This window comes from Priestia sp. D3YE.R1 (assembly GCF_049199565.1).
Lineage (GTDB): Bacteria > Bacillota > Bacilli > Bacillales > Bacillaceae_H > Priestia > Priestia aryabhattai.
On record NZ_JBLTHW010000001.1, the window covers coordinates 1,414,586 to 1,433,794 of the forward strand.

20 protein-coding genes are annotated in these 19,209 nt (G+C 37.0%); 15 read left to right on the forward strand and 5 right to left on the reverse strand.

The window, feature by feature from the left end:
- Positions 1–90: 90 nt before the first annotated feature.
- Both ACOZIR_RS07425 and ACOZIR_RS07430 read left to right on the forward strand, forming a co-directional pair.
- Positions 91–396, forward strand: a complete 306-nt coding sequence (locus tag ACOZIR_RS07425; RefSeq protein ID WP_045290813.1) for a hypothetical protein — start codon at positions 91–93, stop codon at positions 394–396.
- A gap of 449 nt (positions 397–845) precedes the next feature.
- A complete protein-coding gene (locus ACOZIR_RS07430) occupies positions 846–1,055 on the forward strand; it encodes a hypothetical protein (protein ID WP_045290810.1) in 210 nt (69 codons plus the stop codon).
- 552 nt (positions 1,056–1,607) lie between these two features.
- Here the strand turns inward: ACOZIR_RS07430 and ACOZIR_RS07435 are convergent.
- The gene (locus ACOZIR_RS07435; protein WP_045290808.1) at positions 1,608–2,654 is read right to left on the reverse strand and encodes a 2,3-butanediol dehydrogenase; all 1,047 of its coding nucleotides are present in this window, start codon (positions 2,652–2,654) and stop codon (positions 1,608–1,610) included.
- Between the two features lie 127 nt (positions 2,655–2,781).
- Between ACOZIR_RS07435 and ACOZIR_RS07440 the strand changes: the two genes are divergently transcribed.
- From ACOZIR_RS07440 to ACOZIR_RS07455, 4 genes are all read left to right on the forward strand, one after another.
- Positions 2,782–3,681 carry a LysR family transcriptional regulator gene (locus tag ACOZIR_RS07440; RefSeq protein WP_328120564.1) on the forward strand — a complete coding sequence of 300 codons (900 nt, stop codon included), beginning with the start codon at positions 2,782–2,784 and terminating at the stop codon, positions 3,679–3,681.
- Between the two features lie 212 nt (positions 3,682–3,893).
- Positions 3,894–4,040, forward strand: coding sequence for a hypothetical protein (locus ACOZIR_RS07445; RefSeq protein ID WP_237758403.1), 147 nt, complete (start codon positions 3,894–3,896; stop codon positions 4,038–4,040).
- A gap of 429 nt (positions 4,041–4,469) precedes the next feature.
- On the forward strand, positions 4,470–4,607 hold the full coding sequence (locus ACOZIR_RS07450; RefSeq protein ID WP_169746653.1) for a hypothetical protein: 138 nt from the start codon (positions 4,470–4,472) through the stop codon (positions 4,605–4,607).
- A 507-nt stretch (positions 4,608–5,114) separates the two neighbouring features.
- A complete protein-coding gene (locus ACOZIR_RS07455) occupies positions 5,115–6,377 on the forward strand; it encodes a SulP family inorganic anion transporter (protein WP_045290806.1) in 1,263 nt (420 codons plus the stop codon).
- An 89-nt stretch (positions 6,378–6,466) separates the two neighbouring features.
- On the opposite strand, the gene ACOZIR_RS07460 is transcribed toward ACOZIR_RS07455, so the two are convergent.
- Both ACOZIR_RS07460 and ACOZIR_RS07465 read right to left on the reverse strand, forming a co-directional pair.
- Positions 6,467–7,411: a phosphotriesterase family protein gene (locus ACOZIR_RS07460; protein WP_045290803.1), complete on the reverse strand. Its 945-nt coding sequence runs from the start codon at positions 7,409–7,411 to the stop codon at positions 6,467–6,469.
- Between the two features lie 215 nt (positions 7,412–7,626).
- Positions 7,627–8,133 (reverse strand): CcdC protein domain-containing protein, encoded by a 507-nt coding sequence (locus tag ACOZIR_RS07465; protein ID WP_045290801.1) that lies wholly within the window; start codon positions 8,131–8,133, stop codon positions 7,627–7,629.
- Positions 8,134–8,388: 255 nt separating this feature from the next.
- On the opposite strand from ACOZIR_RS07465, the gene ACOZIR_RS07470 reads away from it, so the two are divergent.
- From ACOZIR_RS07470 to ACOZIR_RS07500, 7 genes are all read left to right on the forward strand, one after another.
- Entirely contained in the window at positions 8,389–8,835 is a 447-nt protein-coding gene (locus ACOZIR_RS07470) for a helix-turn-helix domain-containing protein (RefSeq protein ID WP_272946316.1), read from the forward strand.
- A 44-nt stretch (positions 8,836–8,879) separates the two neighbouring features.
- On the forward strand, positions 8,880–9,107 hold the full coding sequence (locus ACOZIR_RS07475) for a hypothetical protein (protein ID WP_310877923.1): 228 nt from the start codon (positions 8,880–8,882) through the stop codon (positions 9,105–9,107).
- Positions 9,108–9,265: 158 nt separating this feature from the next.
- Positions 9,266–10,006 carry a CPBP family intramembrane glutamic endopeptidase gene (locus tag ACOZIR_RS07480; protein ID WP_045290796.1) on the forward strand — a complete coding sequence of 247 codons (741 nt, stop codon included), beginning with the start codon at positions 9,266–9,268 and terminating at the stop codon, positions 10,004–10,006.
- Positions 10,007–10,424: 418 nt separating this feature from the next.
- Positions 10,425–11,201 carry an SDR family NAD(P)-dependent oxidoreductase gene (locus tag ACOZIR_RS07485; RefSeq protein WP_045290794.1) on the forward strand — a complete coding sequence of 259 codons (777 nt, stop codon included), beginning with the start codon at positions 10,425–10,427 and terminating at the stop codon, positions 11,199–11,201.
- A 172-nt stretch (positions 11,202–11,373) separates the two neighbouring features.
- On the forward strand, positions 11,374–12,003 hold the full coding sequence (locus ACOZIR_RS07490) for an NAD(P)-dependent oxidoreductase (protein ID WP_152640834.1): 630 nt from the start codon (positions 11,374–11,376) through the stop codon (positions 12,001–12,003).
- A 61-nt stretch (positions 12,004–12,064) separates the two neighbouring features.
- The gene (locus ACOZIR_RS07495; RefSeq protein ID WP_045290792.1) at positions 12,065–12,346 is read left to right on the forward strand and encodes a hypothetical protein; all 282 of its coding nucleotides are present in this window, start codon (positions 12,065–12,067) and stop codon (positions 12,344–12,346) included.
- A gap of 36 nt (positions 12,347–12,382) precedes the next feature.
- On the forward strand, positions 12,383–12,673 hold the full coding sequence (locus ACOZIR_RS07500) for a hypothetical protein (protein WP_310877920.1): 291 nt from the start codon (positions 12,383–12,385) through the stop codon (positions 12,671–12,673).
- Positions 12,674–12,850: 177 nt separating this feature from the next.
- On the opposite strand, the gene ACOZIR_RS07505 is transcribed toward ACOZIR_RS07500, so the two are convergent.
- Together ACOZIR_RS07505 and ACOZIR_RS07510 are read right to left on the reverse strand one after the other, a co-directional pair.
- Positions 12,851–14,380, reverse strand: coding sequence for an MDR family MFS transporter (locus ACOZIR_RS07505; protein WP_045290788.1), 1,530 nt, complete (start codon positions 14,378–14,380; stop codon positions 12,851–12,853).
- A 60-nt stretch (positions 14,381–14,440) separates the two neighbouring features.
- On the reverse strand, positions 14,441–15,112 hold the full coding sequence (locus tag ACOZIR_RS07510) for a MarR family winged helix-turn-helix transcriptional regulator (RefSeq protein ID WP_045290786.1): 672 nt from the start codon (positions 15,110–15,112) through the stop codon (positions 14,441–14,443).
- 539 nt (positions 15,113–15,651) lie between these two features.
- On the opposite strand from ACOZIR_RS07510, the gene ACOZIR_RS07515 reads away from it, so the two are divergent.
- On the forward strand, positions 15,652–16,866 hold the full coding sequence (locus tag ACOZIR_RS07515; RefSeq protein WP_045290785.1) for a threonine synthase: 1,215 nt from the start codon (positions 15,652–15,654) through the stop codon (positions 16,864–16,866).
- A gap of 908 nt (positions 16,867–17,774) precedes the next feature.
- Positions 17,775–19,178 carry an MFS transporter gene (locus ACOZIR_RS07520; protein ID WP_033580232.1) on the forward strand — a complete coding sequence of 468 codons (1,404 nt, stop codon included), beginning with the start codon at positions 17,775–17,777 and terminating at the stop codon, positions 19,176–19,178.
- Positions 19,179–19,209: the final 31 nt, after the last annotated feature.

Sequence of the window (19,209 nt, forward strand, 5' to 3'; positions counted from 1 at the left end):
AGTGATGAGCACTTTTAAAAAGTTAATTGTGTCCTCTAAGCACATGTATTATAGTAAAAGATGCAGTTTTAAAATGTGAAAGGAGATTATATGGGGAATTTGTTTAAACGGGCTTCAAACGTATCAAAAACCGCTTTTATTGCTACACTGATTTTGTATATCATTATTGTAGCATCTTTTATTCCGTCAATTGTATTTGCTGGAGCTTTCTTTGCTATAGTAATTAAAATAGCAGCAGCACTTTTAATCTTAGCAACAATCCTAGGAATGATTTATTCGTTCTTCATTAAAGGCGGCCAAAAATTTCTTTTTTTACTGTTACATGCCGCTTCTTTATTGATTGTTTTGTTTAGTATCTCTGCTTTTATGCTTGCTAAAAGCGCTGAGTTGACATAGTGAAGAGAAATTACATATGCAAAAAGGCAGGAGAAATCCTGCCTTTTTTATTTTTGTATGATTTCAAGAGGGCTCGTATATTCTGGAGAGGCGCCGCTCACTATTTGGCTAAACTTGTTTAGCAAGAAGAAAAGAAGGAAAAGTAAGAAAAAAGGAGATGTGATAATTTGGAAAAAATCATAACTATGGCAGCGAGTATGGGTTTTCTTTTCTCTTTTTTATTTTTACCCTGTTATAAGTGAAAGCAAGGGGAAACCTTTGAGTGAAAGCCCAACCTATATGGTGAAAGGGCTAGCCGTAATCGTTCTTTTAGCCAGCGCTATAACGGGAAGTCATTTTACCTAAACAGGATTGTGCTATTACTCGGTGCATCTCTTAATTGCTGACAAATAAATCATATGCTGCCACGATCAAGCTAGGTGGGGTGAAAAAGAGGGGAGGCTAATACAATGAAATGGTATAGGCACGCGCTCATTCCTTTAGCTATAGGCTTTTTGAGCTTCGTCTGTTTTGTCATTTATAGTAAGGCAGCGACAAATCCGAGTCTTCAGATGAATCAGGCGCTGTTTATTTCGATTGGTATATGTATTGGAGCAGTTCCAGTATCCTTTTTTGTAGAGTATCAAAAGAACAAAGACAATAAAAAGTTTTATAGCTAAGTTATTTGCCGAATGCCCCTTAGCTCTTATTTTTATTGAAATGGATGTGATAATCTGTTTATTCTTGTGAGGATTGGTATGTTTGCCTTCGTTATTTTACTGCACATTGCCTTTCGAAAACTGGTTTTGTATGCCCATGAAAAACAAAAAACTTCCCCCAAAAGAAGGACGAAGGATATTAATAGGAGGAGTTTTGGTTATTTTGATTATCCTGTTATCCATCTTAAACTTTTTAAAGTATTACTACGGTGCTTAAAAAGAGCAGACATGTGTATTTTATATCTGTGTGATTCTCATCAATTAACCTATTGGTACGTCAACGCTAAACTAGGCAACTTTTTGTAGTCCATGGGATTCAGGTAACCAAGCGTCTCATGGATTCAAATGTAATTAAATCAATGGGCATCGTTATGTAGTTTACTTGTTAATTCTTCTAAACTGTCAAACTATGTTGGGGAAATTTTACACATATCTCGGCTGGACCCGATTAAAGAAATAAAAAGCCACTAATTGCTATTAGTGGCTTAGAGAAATCCTCATTCTTGATGATTCTTATTGCTGTTCTGATTTAACCAAAATTTTAACTTGGTTTTTTTCTTTAATCAGGCTTTCAAACCCTTCTTCAATTACATCGTCTAGGGCTATCTTTTTCGTTACTAACTTTTCGGCTGAGAAGTAGCCTTTTTGCATAAGAGACAATACTGCTGGGAACACGTTACGATAGCCAATGATTCCTTTAACAGTTCGTTCTTTAATTACAATATCATTCGGCAGAATTTCTGCTCCTTTTTCCCATATGCTAACGATAATAGTTTCTCCGCCAATTCCTGTAGATTGGATTGCTTGACGTAATACAATAGGTACACCTGTTACTTCAAATGATACATCTACGCCACCGTCAGTTAATCTAGCAATTTCGGCTACCGTATCTTCAACTTCAGCAGGATTAATGATGATTGCTCCTAATTCTTCTGCTTTTGCTTGTCTTTCTGGGGATAATTCAACTGCATAAATATCGGTTGCACCTGCTGCTTTCAACGCTTCAATGACAAGAAGTCCAATAGGTCCACATCCAAATACAGCAACTTTGTCTCCTGCTTTTACTTTACTTGAACGTACTGCATAAAGAGCTACTGCCGCTGGTTCTACTAAAGCACCTTGTTCATAAGATAAATCGTCTGGAAGTTTGAATAAAAGTTCTTCATCTACTGCAACATATTCACTAAGACCTCCACCGCCTCCGGCTAAACCTAAGAATCCCATTTGTTCATCTAGGTTATAAGCACCTTGGTGTCCATGTGTAGCAAAGATTGGCTCAACTACCACACGATCACCAACTTTATAATGGGTGACACCTTCTCCAACTTCTACTACTTCACCTGAGAATTCATGTCCAAGCGTTACTGGAGCAACCTCATTAGTGAGAGGGTGCGGTCTATCAACTGGAATAAAGATGGGACCACCTAAGTATTCATGTAAATCACTACCGCAAATTCCACACCATTTAACTTTCATTTTTACCTGACCAGCCTGTACAACCGGTTCATTTATTTCTTCAAGACGAATATCTTTTTGATTATGCCATCTTAGCGCCTTCATATACTACATCTCCTTGTGTCATTTCTTTTACTATACCTATAAGTATACAACTAGATATACTTATGGTAAATTTAGTTAATATTAATGATTGTTAAGCAATACTTAACTAAAAGAAAAAGAGGGCATTATGAATATTGAACAATTAAAATATATGGTGGAAATAGGTAAAACTGGTTCATTAAAAGAAGCAGCTGATAACCTGCATATTACGTTACCTGCACTAAGCCAATCTATAAAAAATTTAGAGAAAGAACTAAATATAATCATTTTTCATCGTTCTAGAAGAGGATCTATTCCAACTGAAGAAGGTCATAGGTTAATTGAAAAGGCCAACTCTGCTTTATTGAAAATTCAAGAATTTATGGATGAAGCAGAAGCGTATACAAATACCATGAATGGTGAAATAAAGATTGCAACCTACCCAGGACCAATGGAGCTCCTCGTTCACTTAATAACAGAAATTAAAAGAGAATATCCGAACATAAAGGCTTCTGTCTATGAAAATAGCACCGAGTACATTATAGATAAAGTTCTAGATGGGGAGGTAGATGTAGGGTTTATTACTTATACAGAAAAAGAAGAAAAAAAGTATCGGAACTTGGTATTTAAAAAGTTATTAGATGGTCATATGGTAGCTGCAGTAAATAAGAAGTCGCCATTAGCCAAACAAACACTCATTACTGAAGAGATGTTAATTAACCAGCCCATTGTTTTATATAACGACAAATATATTCAGGAATTTATGAAAGGTTTTAGCTCACTGCCATGTGATATCTTGTTTACTACCAATAATGTAGATACCATTCGTAATACGTTGGAAAATAATACGGCAATAAATATAGGATTTGACTATGCGTTTAGAACAGATGCCGGCTTATCTAGAAGTGATCAATATGTAGTCGTTAACTTTGCTCCTCCGCATTATAAAACTTATTCTTTTGGGTACTTTTATAATGCCAATAATGGGCTTTCTAGAATAATAAGAGAATTCTTAAAGCGGATTCATAGAACTATAGTAAGTAAATAATGAATTATAAAGAGTGAAGGTTAAAAAAGAATTATTTCAGAAAGAGGGAAATGTGTGAAGCGTCATTTAACCTTGCTTTTATCGTTATGTAGTAGTTTGCTTGTTTTTTTATTGTCACTGTTTCAATGGGATTTAGATAATCGTATAGGGAAATACGTAAGTCCGTATATATGGTTATTCTTTGTCATTCCTTTCTAACGCTGTGGACAGGAATGTATCTGTTTAGCAGTGGAAAGTGGCTGCCTTTGGCTATTCAAGTGATAACCGTTATGCTGTGGTTCTTTATTCCGTTTGAGCAGCTTAATTTAGACATAAACTTTAAACTCCACCAGCAGCTAAAATACAAAGTGGCGCCTTGAAACCCGAATAAGCCAACTACCCATGGCTTATTCCTTTACCCAATGAACCCGACAACTCATCGCTTGTTGATTTACCTAAAGAGTATGCGAGCGTATCTAGAGGTCGAGATGATGTCGCAGTAGAAACCAAAGGAAAGGGGACATCCGTACTTTTCTTTACAAACCTTGGAATCTTAGGTCATTTCTCAGGCTTTGTTTATGACCCAAAAAACCGTAAACCTTCATCAGGCGATTTTGGTCTGAAGTTTGATGAAATAGAAAAGGTACAAAGAAATTGGTATTATATCTCTTATTAGTAAAAAAACGAGCCTGGGACAAACGTATGTTAGCTCAAGTGAAAAACGGACCCTTGATCAACATGTTTGATGGGTGGTTCGTTTTTTTTGTTAGGATGAACGTAGGTTTCACCTGTTTAGATTTTTCTAGCAGTTGATTGAAGAGCAAGGCGAAGACTCCTGCGGGAAGAGCGGGACAGATGAGACCCCGCAGGAGCGCAAGCGACGAGGAGGCTCAGCGCCCGCCCGCGGAAAGCGAAGCCTTGCACGGAAATCAACTGCGGTGTTATAAGCGGTTCAGCTCATGTATTGTATCTCATCTGTTCGTCTTTAGGTTTCCGATAACTTGTTTTATGGTATGTCAACACTAAGCGAAACAATTTTTTTAACGTGTTCAAATTTGTGATTAACGGGACTCATGCAACCGAGCGTCCTGTAAATTCGAATGTAATTAAACCGATGGAGGTAGTCCTGTCGTCTACTTGACCTTAAAAATCTGTGCAGCCGGACCACATAGACTCTATAGTTACGATAGGGTCTAGTTATCCTGCTTTATTTATAAGTAAGAAACGCAGTTTATCTGAAAAATAACTAAAAGAATAAAAAGTAAGAATTTTTAAGGAAATTTTAATAACTGTCTAAGAAACTTCTAATTTCTCCTTTATTTTTTTGTAAGCTGTCTCCTTTAAGATAGAAGTAATCGAGTAGCCCACCTTATTTTGAGAAAGCTCAATAAGGTTGTATGACGAAAATACGAATGGGTAACCTCACTACTTAAAATGGAGGCTGATGTACACTTATGAATCTAGAGGTTTTTCGAAATTACTCCTTACAGCATTTGAAGAAAGATATACTATCGGGTATTGTTGTTGGCATTATAGCTATACCTTTAGGGTTAGGATTTGCGATAGCTTCTGGAATATCGCCTGTTACAGGACTTTATACAACGATTGTAGCGGGCTTGCTAATTGCTATTTTAGGTGGATGTAGGTTTCAAATCGCGGGACCTACGGGTGCGTTTGTTCCTGTTTTATTAGGGATTGTGTTGCAATATGGCTATGAAAATTTATTAATTGCCGGCTTTATGTCCGGAATTCTCCTCATTATCTTTGCGCTCTGTAAAGTAGGAGCTTTAATCAAGTATTTTCCGTCCTCTATTATTGTAGGATTTCAGTCGGGAATTGCGCTGATTATCTTTAGCGGGCAGATTCCAAACTTCCTTGGGCTGCACGCGATTGAAAAATATCAGTATTTTCATTTGAATATAAAAGAGATCTTTGGTAATTTACACTTCATCAACATCTATAGTATTGCTACAGCAGGGTTGTGCTTAGCTACGATTTTAATTGTGCTTTACTTTTCACCTAAGTCACTGGGAATGTCCTATTTACTTGGAATTGTTGTATCCACCGGCTTGGCATCTTTTTTCTTTGCAAATCAGTTTGAAACCATTGGTTCCATTTACGGAGAGATACCTCGTCACTTTCCGGCGCCAGCGTTTCCAGATATAACAGTGGAGAGGGTTGTCACTCTTTTACCTTCTGCATTTGTCATTGCTATACTTGTAGGGTTACAGTCTTTGCTGACAGCTCGCGTTGCGGATGAAATGACAAAATCAAAGCACAGCAGCAAAAAAGAACTGATTGGCCAGGGAATTGTCAACATGGTAACGCCGATGTTTTCAGGTATTCCCGCGGCAGGAGAGATCGCAAGAACCGTTACCAATATTAAAAACGGCGCTTCATCTCCAATTGCAGGAATCACGCATGCTATCTTTGTGTTGATTGTGCTGCTAGTGCTTGCTCCGTATGCTTCATACGTGGCGCTTGCCAGTCTCGCGCCAGTTTTGATGGTCGTAGCGTGGAACATCAGTAAAAAAGAACAGTTTGCAAAGGTAATAAAAGAAAAATCGTTTCATTCATTGGTTTTACTTACGACATTTTCATTAACGGTGTTTACAAACCTGACAATCGGGATCGCCGTTGGATTATGCCTGTCGGGTGCAAACTTTATGGTGAAAAAGAGTCAAGAAAAACAAAAGCTATTAAGAAAAATTGGTTAATATAAGCATATAAAATAATACGCGTAAAAAACCCCCACGGTAGGCTTAGACAGTGGGGGTTTTAGTAGTAATAAAAAAGGATGTCCCAATTACTTTCCTTCAAACCAACAGCGGGCGTTATCAAAAAGCATGTGCTGAATCTGCTGTTCGGTTACGCCTTTTCTTTTTAATTCCGGCACTACTTCTTCTAATACAAAGCTCATTGACCATTTTGGAAAACGTTCTTCAATTACGCCTTCTGGAAACCAGTCCATTGTACAGCAGTAGTCTTGTGATAGAAACATGCGGTTTGAATAGCCTTGTTTAGCCAATTCAATGACCGTTTCATTTCTATTTTCAGTTGAACATTCTCTTGTCAGGCCGTAGCGGTCCATACCGATAAAGGCATCTTGCTTTAATATGTTTGAAATATACTCGAGGTTATCCGTATCTCCCGTATGTCCAATCAGAATTTGATTTGGATTAGCGCCTTCATCGAGTAAGATGTCCAGCTGCTTTAAGCCTGTGCCGCTTGCAGGATGTGAATGAGTCATAATTGGCACGCCCGTTTTTTTATGAGCTCGTGCTACGGCACGCATTACTTTTTCTACATCAGCCGTTACGCCAGGTGCATCCGTGGCGCATTTTAGAAAACCTGCTTTGATTGACGTGTTTTGAATGCCGACTTCAATGTCTCGAACAAACAGGTCTGCCATATAGTCAATGCTACGCGTTTGAAAGTGGGTAGGGATGTAGTTATACGTATAAATTCCTGTGGCTGCGATGATTTGAGTATCCGTTTCACGGGCAATTTTTTCAATGAAACGAATATCTCGCCCTTGTTCCATCACCGTCGGATCACAGATCGTGTTGACTCCGAGCTTCTTCGCACGATTTACTTGTTCTACTGCTTTTGCAACTTCTTGTTCCTCATCATATAAATGAGGAAACTGGGCGTGAACAGATTCAGAACGCACGCGCATATGTTCATGGATTAGTGTTAGCCCTAGTTCGGACGTATCGACTGGGCCTGTTACCGAATTGATAAATGTCATGTTACGATTCCTTTCATCATATACCTGTAAATCAAACAGCGGGTGATTAGGTACAGTTTTACTATAATCTCTTTTTATAGATAGACTTCTGTTATAAAAAACACATATTGCATTATACAATATATATGTTGTCTTACACAACAGGCGTAACTTTTACTCACTATGACAAAAAATCCTTCTTTCCAAACAGGAAGAAGGACTAGTTATATTGATCATTACCCAGCATTTACGCTGTAATTATCACCATTTAGTTTACGGAATTTTAAATAGCTGCCAACTCTCCAAATAACAATATATATAAAGGCTAGCGTCATTGTTAAGACCGCGAAGTCTATCGAGTCTAATCCTTTGAAGTACTGGCTCAAAGCCATTCTTATAAAAATAATGGCGATAATTACATATTTAAAATTTTTGTTTGGCTTTGAATAAATAAAGCCATCTTCTCTTACTTCATAGTCTGTTTGGCTAAGCATAATGAGCCCGAATATCACACCTAATACACCAGCAATCATCATCTCCCAGTAGGGTGGTAAGTGAAATGATTGGCCCGGTATGTGCATCAGTTGACTTAGACTAAGTGAAAATGCAATCAATATGAAAAAAATAGGTGCTAGTATACCAAGTCCATTCTTTTTAATGGGCTTGTTTTTCTTTTTCATCTTTCTCCAAATAATAAATCCGATAAGAGCGACAACAAATAGATAAATAAGCAGCATTTCCATCGTCAGTTTGCCTCCTTTTTCATTTCTATGTTCGTACAATCCACTATTTAGTATAAACACTAAAGGGCTGTAGATAAAAGTGCATTCTTTCATTTTTTACACATGAGAATTCTCACTATTTTTTAGTGGTATCGTTTTATGGTTTATATGTCTCATTACTGTTTCTTTCTTTTTTACCACAATATGTTAGAATTGTAGAAAACGAGAAAACGTAGTGCAAACAAATTTTGTTTACACGCTGCCATAGTTATAGAGGTGAATGAGTTGAGGTTAGGAAATCAATTAAAAAAATTAAGAGAAGAACAAAAGATGTCAGAAGAAGAGGTTGCTGAGCAGCTGAGTGTATCGGTACAGCACATACATAAATGGGAAGATAATCAGAGCTACCCTGATATCCAACAACTTTTAAACTTAAGCGACATCTATGGAACAACTATTAATGAGTTTATTAAAAATGATGTTGCATTACAAAACAGAATAAACATTCAGGAAGAAGAAAAAGAAGACGACGATAAGCTACTTCACCCAGGCTTTTATATCGGAATTGGCCTCATGTTTTTTGGTAATTTTCTGAGTCTCATCATCGGCAATCTTATGATTATGATGGTGACAAACATCGTTGGAATGTTAATTATCTGTTTTTATAAAGAAATATTAAAGCTTTTGAAAGGTGTCAAAAAAGATTTTTATGAACAGAAATAAAAAGCAATGTTATGTAATAACACAAAAACGATGAGGTGTACAAGGTGAAAGAGTTAAATTTAAATTTTATGACCATCTCTTTTTTATGTTTAGTCAGCTATTACTTATTTCGAGTGGGAGCATACGCTTTAGCGAGAAAGTATGTAGCTAAAACGTCCGAGGGAAGTGCTTTGAATTGGGCTGTAAATGTACTTGTGAGAGGCGGTAAAAAAATGAAGTTTGGTGACTACGTCACATGGGTAGGGTTTTGTGCATTTTTGTACCTTGTGTAATCACAGTAAAAAAGGAGGAACGATCTTCTTATTTTAAAAGGAAGAAGCGTTGCCTCACATGATCTTTGAGATCGAATGATAAAAAGGTGAAAACATATAAAATCCTTAAAACGAATATAGGTTATCAATGAAGCCTAAAGCAGAAAGGTAGTGTAGTGATGATCAAGTCAAAGCTTTTATGGAAAGTTATTGGCCTAGAAATCTTAGTTATCTTTTGGTTTGTGGTAAACGGTGCATACGTGAGCATGACGCATCCTACTGCACATTATCTTCAGTTTTTAGGAGTTGTCCCTTTAGCAATAGGAATAGCTTTTTATCTAACAAAAACAAAAAAGTGGCAGCATTTTTTCTCCTTTCAACAAAACATGTCCTTTAGAACAAGAATCCTCGTTCTTTCTCCGCTTCTTTTGTATTTGCTTATTATCCTCATCGGGAACAAAGGTGTATACGGAAGTTCCACTGTTGATCTTGTTCTTATTTTGCTTACCCAAACTCTAGTCATAGCATTTGTAGAAGAGATGGTATTTAGAGGGTTTATGCTGAATTTGCTGTTAGCAAAAAGCTATAAAGTGGCGATTCTTCTATCATCGTTTCTATTTGCCTTTACGCACAGTTTGAATATGCTAAGCGGTCAATCGGTAGCAAATACAATTTTTCAAATTTTATTTGCATTTATTATTGGGTTGGTACTGGCTTTGCTAATCGTTTACGGTCAATCGATTGGAATTACGATTGTATTCCACGGCTTAAATAATTTTCTCCAGTTTACAAGCCCTGTTGAAGCTAACGATTCTTTACTTATTAATTACGCGCTGCTTCTATTTTTAAGCGGATATGCCTTCTATTTATGGAATCGAAAATCTGCTTTATCTGTTTCTCAACATCAGATTAGTAGCTAGTCAAAAGAGACTGCAACAACAGTATTTTAGTTAAAGAAAAATCTGAACGATGAATGGAGATTCTTGATGGAGAATCAAACTTGTTCGGATTTTTTGTTGTTGTGATGAACGTAGGTTTCGTTTATGTGGGTGGGTGCTTCTAGCAGTTGATTGGAGGGCAAGGCGAAGACCCCTGCGGGCTCACCGGCCGCCCGCGGAAAGTGAAGCCTTGCACCGAAATCAACAGCGGGCAAGTGACCTATACTAGCTCCTTTGTCCAATTTGCGCGTCTTTAGATTGAATTGCTTTAGTTGTTTCTCACTATCTTTTTAGTATTTCGAAGCAGGGATTAATTTACCCAAAGCTGAATAACTTCTATGGCTAGTGTGACTAAATTTAATTTGTTGAGATCTTATTAAACGCAAAAGGGGAGAAATAGATGTTTGAAGAAAAAGTAGGGATTATTACGGGTGGAACGTCGGGGATTGGTTTAGCAACAGCGGAATTACTCGCAAAAGAGGGCATGCATGTTGTGATTGCTTCTAGAAATAGTGAAAAAGGAGAAGAAGCTCTTTCTAGATTAAGAAAGTGGTCTCCTCGATCTCTTTTTATCAAAACGGATGTAACAAATAGTCAAGATGTCAAAAACCTTGTTAGCCAAACATACTCTACATTTGGGAAAATTGATGTGGGCTTTAATAATGCGGCTAACACGGAGGCTTCCTCTAGTGCTACGCATGAATTCAAAGAAGAAGACTTTGACCATTTAATAAACGTTACGTTAAAAAGTGTATGGCTTTGTATGAAGTATCAGCTGCAGGTTATGACCAAACAAAACAGCGGGGTCATTGTGAATACATCCTCAATGGACGCTATTTTATGTTCAGCGGGGACTGGCGTGTATGCGGCTGGGAAAAGCGGTGTGATTGCTTTAACAAAGTCAGTTGCTCAGGAATATGGCCATCAAAATATAAGAATTAACTCTCTGTGTCCAGGTGCATTTCGGACGTCTATGCTAGAAGAAAAGTTTTTAGCTCTATCTTCAGAGGAAAAAGAAAAGCTCAATGAATCCTATCAAAAATTAAACGCGCTAGGCAGAATTGGTGATCCGCTTGAAGCGGCAAAAGCAGTAAAATGGCTTCTTTCGGACGACGCATCGTTTGTTACGGGTCAAAATATTATTGTAGACGGCGGGATTGGGTTTAGGTTTGAGTAAGAGTAAGTGATAACAAACAAAAATCTTTTACTCTCTGGAGTTAGGGCTCTTTTTTTAAACGGATCTTAACACATTCTAGCTTCATAGAGTTTATTTCATGCTTAAATACATGAATGGTATAATATGGTTATTAACTAAACTTTGTTGCTATGTATATGGGGGAATGATTGATATGAAAAATACGATTGCGATTATTGGAGGGACCGGAAGAGCAGGTAGATTTTTAGTAAAAACAGCTAAAGAAGAAGGCTATCGCGTTCGTATGCTAGTTAGAACTCCAAAAAAATCGTTACTTGAAGATCCAAACATAACTTTAATTGAAGGAGATGCTAGAGATCCAGATGTCATTCTTTCCTTACTAAGTGGATGCCACGCCGTTATCAATACATTCGGTCAGCCTAACAAAGCTGTACCTTTATATAGCGAAATTACAGCATTAGTTATTCAGACTATGAAAGAGCTTGAAATAAAGAGATATGTTGGAGTAACTGGGGGATCTTTAGATATAGAAGGAGATAAAAAATCAATTCTTAATAAGGTAGGAGCTAGTGTATTTCGTATTCTGTACTCTGAAATGATGGAAGATAAAAGAAAAGAATTGCAGCTTCTTCGAAAAAGCAAACTAGATTGGACGCTTATACGCCTTCCTTTTGTTGAAGAAAACAAAAAATCTCAAGCCATAAAAGAGGATGAATTTGATATGCCAGGGTTTAAAATATCTTCTCGGGATATTGCGAGATTTATGATTGAGCAGATACATAATCCATCTTACATAGGTAAAACTCCGTTCATTGCTAATTAGAGAATAGCTGACAGGTCGAATATGTTCAAACGATATAACAAGATGTTTCAAGGAGGTATGTATGTCTTTCATACTTAATAATTGCATGGCTATTAGTATCATATTTGTGGTAATCCTTTTTGTAAGTATTGTGTTTAACAATAGAATAGCCGCGCTGGTTATTTCCTTCGTTACGGTGTTATTCGGTTCATTTTTACTTCTTTACGCTTTTGCCAAAATAAGCGGATTTGATGCGATAGACATCCAGATAAAAGGGATAATAATTATCGGAGAAGGTTTAATTTTACTCGTTATTACAAGCATATTTATTGCGGTGCAAGAGACAAAAAAGAAAACGGTGTAACGTGAAAACTAAACGGATGCTGGAGGTGGGGATGATATGGCACTTGGAGTTGCATTACTTGTTTTAGTATTAGGTCTGATGTTTGCAAGCGGACTAAGCCAAGGAAAAACAACTAAAAGAAAATATATAGTGTGGGGAACAACAACTATATTAATCATAGCTCCGTTCTTTTCATGGGCCGTTTCAATTTTGTTTGCAATTAGCCAGGAAGAAGGTTTTGCAGGAGCTGCATTAATGATGTTATTGTTTCCGTTTTTCTTTTTAATAGGACTGGTTACGCTGTTAATAGGAGTCTTTAAGAAAGAGAGTGCGAACAAATCTATTTAAGAAAAAAGAAAGAACAATCAAGAGTACAGCTGATGGTAATATGACTCCGAAATAACTAAAGTAAAATCTTTAATCTATTAATAAAAAAAGCCAATTCGAGTTAAATTCGAATTGGCTTTTTCATTTTTTGGAACGATTGTTGTACAAATACACTTTTGACTAAAGTATCAATCTCTTTTATTCCTCTTCTGGTTTTGAAGATAGCACTTCTTTTTTTAGAAAGAAGCATAAAATAAAGGAAATGATTGTAAGCACAAATGCGTAAGTATAGATATGTTGAAATGATTCAATAAATAAAACTTTGATTTTTATAAATAATTCTGGAGTAAGACCGTTTGGAATTCCTCCTGCTGCCAGGCTATTCATATTATCTGCCATGCTTTTTGGCAATTCATCACCTAAACTACTTAGCTTTGAAGTAAGCGTGGAAGATAATAGCGTACCAAACATACTTACTCCCACAGTTGCGCCAATAGACTGAAACAATGGAACGGTTGCTAATGCAATTCCTTTGTGTTCTTTTTCTACAGATTCTTGAACAATTAAGTTATCTCCGCCAAACATGACCCCTAAGCCAAGCCCCGTGATAAAAAAGAAAATGATGACCTGCAAGGTAGTGGTATTAATATTTAATTTAGAAAATAAATAAAAGCCGATAACAGGCATAATGAAAGAAAGTACAAACAATTCGCGGTACCGAACTTTTGTTAATAGAAACCCAGAAACGATTGAAGTTGCAACAGCACCTACCATCATGGGCAAAGTTAAATACCCAGATTCCGTAGGGGTAAGGCCTAATACGTTCTGTGCAAAGTAAGGGAAAGATGAGAATGATCCCATTAATCCACAGCCTACAGTAAAAACAAGCAGTGATAATACTAAAATATTACGATTTTTAAATAGATGCAGCGGTACGATAGGTTCAACCACTTTTGATTCTATCCAAATGAAAAGTCCAATTAAAAGTACGCCTACACATAGTAGCGAAATGATGAATGGAGAGCTCCACGCATATCCTTCGTTCTCGACTAAAACAGGCGTAATTAATAATGAAATGATCGCAGCTACCAGAAGAATGGCTCCAGCCCAATCAATCGTTACTTTTTTTCTTTCATGTGTTTCTTTTAAGCCACTTGCTAAAAAAATGACTGCTATTAATCCTACTGGAATATTTACGAAGAAAATCCAGTGCCAGCTTGCTTGATCTACAAAAAAGCCTCCCATTAACGGTCCTAAAAGCATAGGGATAAACATAACTGGACCCATAAACGCTTGAACTTTTGCTCGTTGTTCAACAGGGAACAAATCACTCGAAATCGTCATGGCTAGCGGCATGAGTCCACCCGCGCCAAGTCCTTGAATTCCTCGTCCGATTAAAAGCATAATCATGGAATGAGAAAGCCCGCATATAATAGAGCCGCCAATAAAGAAGGCCATAGAAGCGAAGTAGACTTTTTTCCGACTGAATAAATCAGCTAATTTTCCTAGTAGAGGCATAAAAGCCGATAGCGCTAGCATATAAATGCCTGCAACCCATCCATACATAGATAGTCCGCCAAGATCACGTATAATCGTTGGCATGGCCGTATTTACAACCGTTTCATCAAGCTCGGAAAAAATGATTCCAATCATCAATCCAGCCATTACCAATACTTTATTGTTTTTATTATTTAAAACTTGTTCTCCAACATTTGAGATGTTTTCCATATTGCATTTCCTCTCATGAAATTAGTAGAAATAGTCACTAAACACTAAACAGCATGTGAATTATTTCTCGTTATTATCTCTATTAGTTTCTCGTGGAGGTCGATTGCTGAATCCTGGTGTTCTAGATTCAGCGCCGTGTCCCCAAGGTCCGCGTCCAAGACCTCTTGGTCCGTGCTCCGGATCACCACCAAAGAATCTATGGTGAGGTTCAAATCCTCGCAGATCATTAGGACGTCGAAATTCTTTGCCTTCATCATCATCTTGTTTTAACATTTCTTCGTCTAAGTAAGTATTTAACTTCTGCATTAAATGTGAAAGAGTATCTTGCTCTTCTTCTGAAAGAACATTAAAGATACCTGAGCTATTGTTTTGTTCCTCCGTAGCCTCGATAGCCTCTAGTCCGGATGCTGTTAACTCAACGGAGAGTACTCGTCGATCTTTCTCGGATGGTGTACGAACAATGTAACCTTTTCTTTCTAACTTACTAAGTAATTCACCTATGGATTGAGGCCTCATGTCCAGTAAGTACGACAGCTCTTTTTGTGTAGTTTTGGGCTGCAATTTTAGTAATTTTAATATCCGTCCTTGCCCTCGGTGCTGATCACCTAATGCTCCAGGATCTCTTCTGCTGACAAAGTAGTATCGCTGATATCTTGCTAGCTGTCTCTGGAACCTGAAAAATTGATCAATTAAATCTTGCTCGTGTAAATATTCGTTATCTCTTTCACCCATGATAAAAGCCTCCTTGCTAATTTAACGTTAGACTTATCTGCACAAAAAAATTTATCCTCTTAATAAGATAGGAAGGACGTGTTTTTTAAAAAAAGATAAGGTACCTTAATAAATAATAAAGGTACCTTACTAAAATGTCAATATCTTATAAAAAAGGTACTTTGACAAAGTTAAACATATGTATAAAAGCTGAATAGTTGAAGAAAGGTCTTGCTAAGTAAATTTTGTTTTGAATAGCAGTAAACGTTTCTGTGGTGAAATTCGAAGAGCAGTTACTACTTCTTAAATGATTATTCCTATAACTAAAGTGTGAATTACATTTCTTTCCGCATTTTTATTTAAATTCAATGATGTTGACTTAAAAAAAAGAATATAAACAAAGTGAGAAAAAGGATAAAAATCCTAATGTAATAGGGATTTATTAATTTTTAATATTCAAAAAATTATGAGTAAATCATACCTTACAATTCTGATAAAAATAATATAAATTATAATGTATATAGGGTAGTATGTTTACAGAATTTAAAGGAGTGTGTATGATGCCGTTTAGTTATGTTTCTCACTTATATTGTCCTAAATGCAAAAAAGAATATAGTCCAAAAGAAAAACATCAATTATGTGAATGTGGATCACCTTTATTAGTAGCGTATGATTTAGAGAGATTGAAAGATAACCTGACTCCAGAAGCTGTTCAAAGCAGAGAACCAAATTTATGGAGATATCATGAGCTGCTTCCAGTAGAAGATCCGGAAAACGTCATTTCCTTAGGCGAAGGGATGACTCCGCTTATAAAAATGTCTAAGCTAGGTAAAGAAATGGATATTCCAAACTTATATATGAAAGATGAAGGTATTATTCCAACGGGATCATTTAAAGCTAGAGGCGCCGCTGTAGGGGTGTCAAAAGCAAAAGAACTGGGCGTTGAACAGTTAGCGATGCCTACAAATGGGAACGCCGGAGCTGCTTGGTCGCTGTATTCGTCACGTGCTGACATAAAAGCAACCGTTGTAATGCCAAAAGATGCGCCTGTTATTACACGAAATGAGTGTGCTGTCGCTGGAGCTGACCTTTACTTAGTAGATGGACTCATCAGCGATGCGGGTAAAATTGTCGGTGAGGCTATTAAAGCCTGGGGACTTTATGACGCTTCTACACTTAAAGAGCCGTACCGAATCGAAGGTAAAAAAACAATGGGTCTAGAACTTGCTGAACAATTTTCTTGGAATCTTCCTGATGTGATTTTATATCCAACAGGAGGAGGCGTTGGTTTAATAGGAATCTACAAAGCGTTAAATGAATTAAAAGAGCTTGGCTGGATTAAAGGTGATCTCCCTCGTTTAGTTGCAGTACAAGCTGAAAACTGTGCGCCTATTGTAAAAGCATGGAATGAAAGAAAACAAGAATCTGAATTTTGGCCGGATTCTTCAACCATTGCCTTTGGTATCAACGTACCAAAAGCGATCGGGGACTTCTTAGTTTTAGAAGGAGTCTACAATACAAATGGATGTGCGATTGCGGTGGACGAAGATAAGATTGTGGAGGAACAAGAAAAGGTTGCACAGCTTGAAGGTGCGTTCATTTGTCCGGAAGGTGCTGCTACATTCTTAGCTGCGCGCCGTTTGCGAGAAGAAGGATGGATCGAAGAAAACGAAACGGTTGTTGCTTTAAATACAGGACTTGGAGTTAAATATCCAAACACGGTAGACATCGAAGTCCCTGTTTTAGAGCGAAATGGCAGCCTTACTAAAAAATAAAGCAAGTAAAAAAATAGATCTTCTTCTAAGCGGAGGTCTATTTTTTTATTTTATCGCAAATAAAACGCTTATCTTATGTAAAAAAATGTAATAAATGTGAATCTTTATATTCAAAACTATACGGGTGTATTTAGGTTTAAAGTTCGTCTTATGGGGTATCTAAGAGAAGAAAGAGAGTATCTTTCTATTTGGAAAAACAGCGTGGTGAGGGAGTGGAGCTGGCATATTACGCAAGTTGAAGAATATGACAAAAGTAGCACTGTAAGCCAGCGTGCTCTTACAGTAGAAAACTTACTCGAAGCCACGAACGATTATACGGAGAAAGGAGTTGAATGTTTATCCCTCGAACCCCAGCCAACTCTTAAAGTTTTATTCTATAGACCGAATCATCCAGTGCTGCACTTGTTAAAACGAGCTTTATATTTATTTTTAAGGCTACATAATTTTTGTAATAGAAACAGTTTATCTATTACAAAATAAAGCTTATATCTAATGGGTTGTAAAATAATTGTCAGATAACCTGAGTGGTAATTTGTACCAATAACATTGTAAACCAGATGCGCTATCTTTAACGACAAGTTGCTATTTCAGCGACTGTAATTCCATCGAAAGCGATCCCTATTTTAGACGGAAATCGTTTTTTAATAGCAACCGATTGTACGTTGAAATAAAAAAAGTTTATTTTGGTTTTAATTCATTTATTTATTAGCGTTCTTTCCTTAGCTTTTTTTGGCTTCAAACCCTTTAGCCATAACCTTTTTAAATATTTAACATCACATGAATAGTTTTCGTTTTTTACTTAAAAATAAGAAGTGTTCCAACACATTTACATGTGAAATACAGTGAGTCAAATTTGACTTTACTACTCAGTCTTGTATAATCGTATACCGCGGAGGTGACGTAATGAAATGAAGTTTAATAAGAAAAAAATTAACGTCGTAGATATTGACAAAGCTAAAAAAAGCGTCTTTGCTACAGGAGTAGGAAACGCGATGGAATGGTTTGACTTTGGCTTGTATTCATATTTAGCCGTGATTATTAGTCAAAACTTTTTTAGCGCAGTTGAAAATGATCAGCTCAAATTAGTGTTCACATTTGCCACATTTGCGATTGCCTTTTTAATGCGTCCATTAGGCGGTGTTATATTCGGTAAAATCGGGGACAAGTTAGGAAGGAAAGTCGTTTTAACCACCACCATTATTTTAATGGCCTTTTCCACATTACTCATTGGGTTGTTACCTACATATGATCAAATCGGTATATGGGCACCCATCCTTTTATTAATTGCACGAATCATCCAAGGTTTTTCAACTGGTGGTGAATATGCTGGTGCGATGGTGTATATTGCAGAATCGTCTCCAGACAATAAGCGAAATGTGCTTGGAAGTGGACTAGAAATCGGTACACTTGTTGGTTATATTCTTGCTTCACTGCTAGCTAGCTTACTGTTTTTTGTTCTTTCGGATAAACAGATGGCCTCATGGGGCTGGAGAATTCCCTTCTTATTAGGATTGCCTTTAGGACTTATTGGTTTTTATTTACGAAGAAGTTTAGGGGAAACACCTATTTTTGAAAATGAACTTTCCAACGAAGACGAAGTTGAAGAAGAAAGCTTCCTCTCTATTTTAAAAAATCACAAAAAAGATGTGTTTGTTTGTTTCGTAGCCGTGGCTTTCTTTAACATTACAAACTATATGCTATTATCGTACATGCCTTCTTATTTAAATGAAATTATTGGTTTATCCAACACAGTTGGTACGGTATTAATTACGGCAGTTATGATTTTAATGGTGCCGCTTGCTCTTATGTTTGGAAAACTGAGCGACAAAATCGGAAACAAGAAAGTTTTCTTAATCGGTTTAGGCGGATTGAGCTTACTGTCAGCCTTTTCGTTCTATTTAATCAACTTAAATGGTTTAGTTTTTATTTCAATCGGTATTCTTATTCTAGGTGTTTTACTTGCTACGTATGAAGGAACAATGCCTGGAACGCTGCCAACGATGTTCTACACAGATATTCGCTACCGAACATTAGCGATTACGTTCAATGTTTCAGTTTCTATCTTTGGTGGAACGACGCCATTAGTTGCGACATGGTTAGTTCACGCAACGGGCAATCACTTGGCTCCAGCGTTCTATTTAACGATTGTGAGCATCATCGGATTTTTCGTAATCTTGTTCCTGTTCGCGAACACGGCAGGAAAATCACTGAAAGGTTCATACCCTACAGTTGCTTCTAAGTCTGAGTACAATGAAGCGGTTGAAAATCCAAAAGACTCATTATGGTGGCACACGGAGCAAACAGAAAAATAAAGCAAATAAAAAGCAGCTGCTCCATTAACTG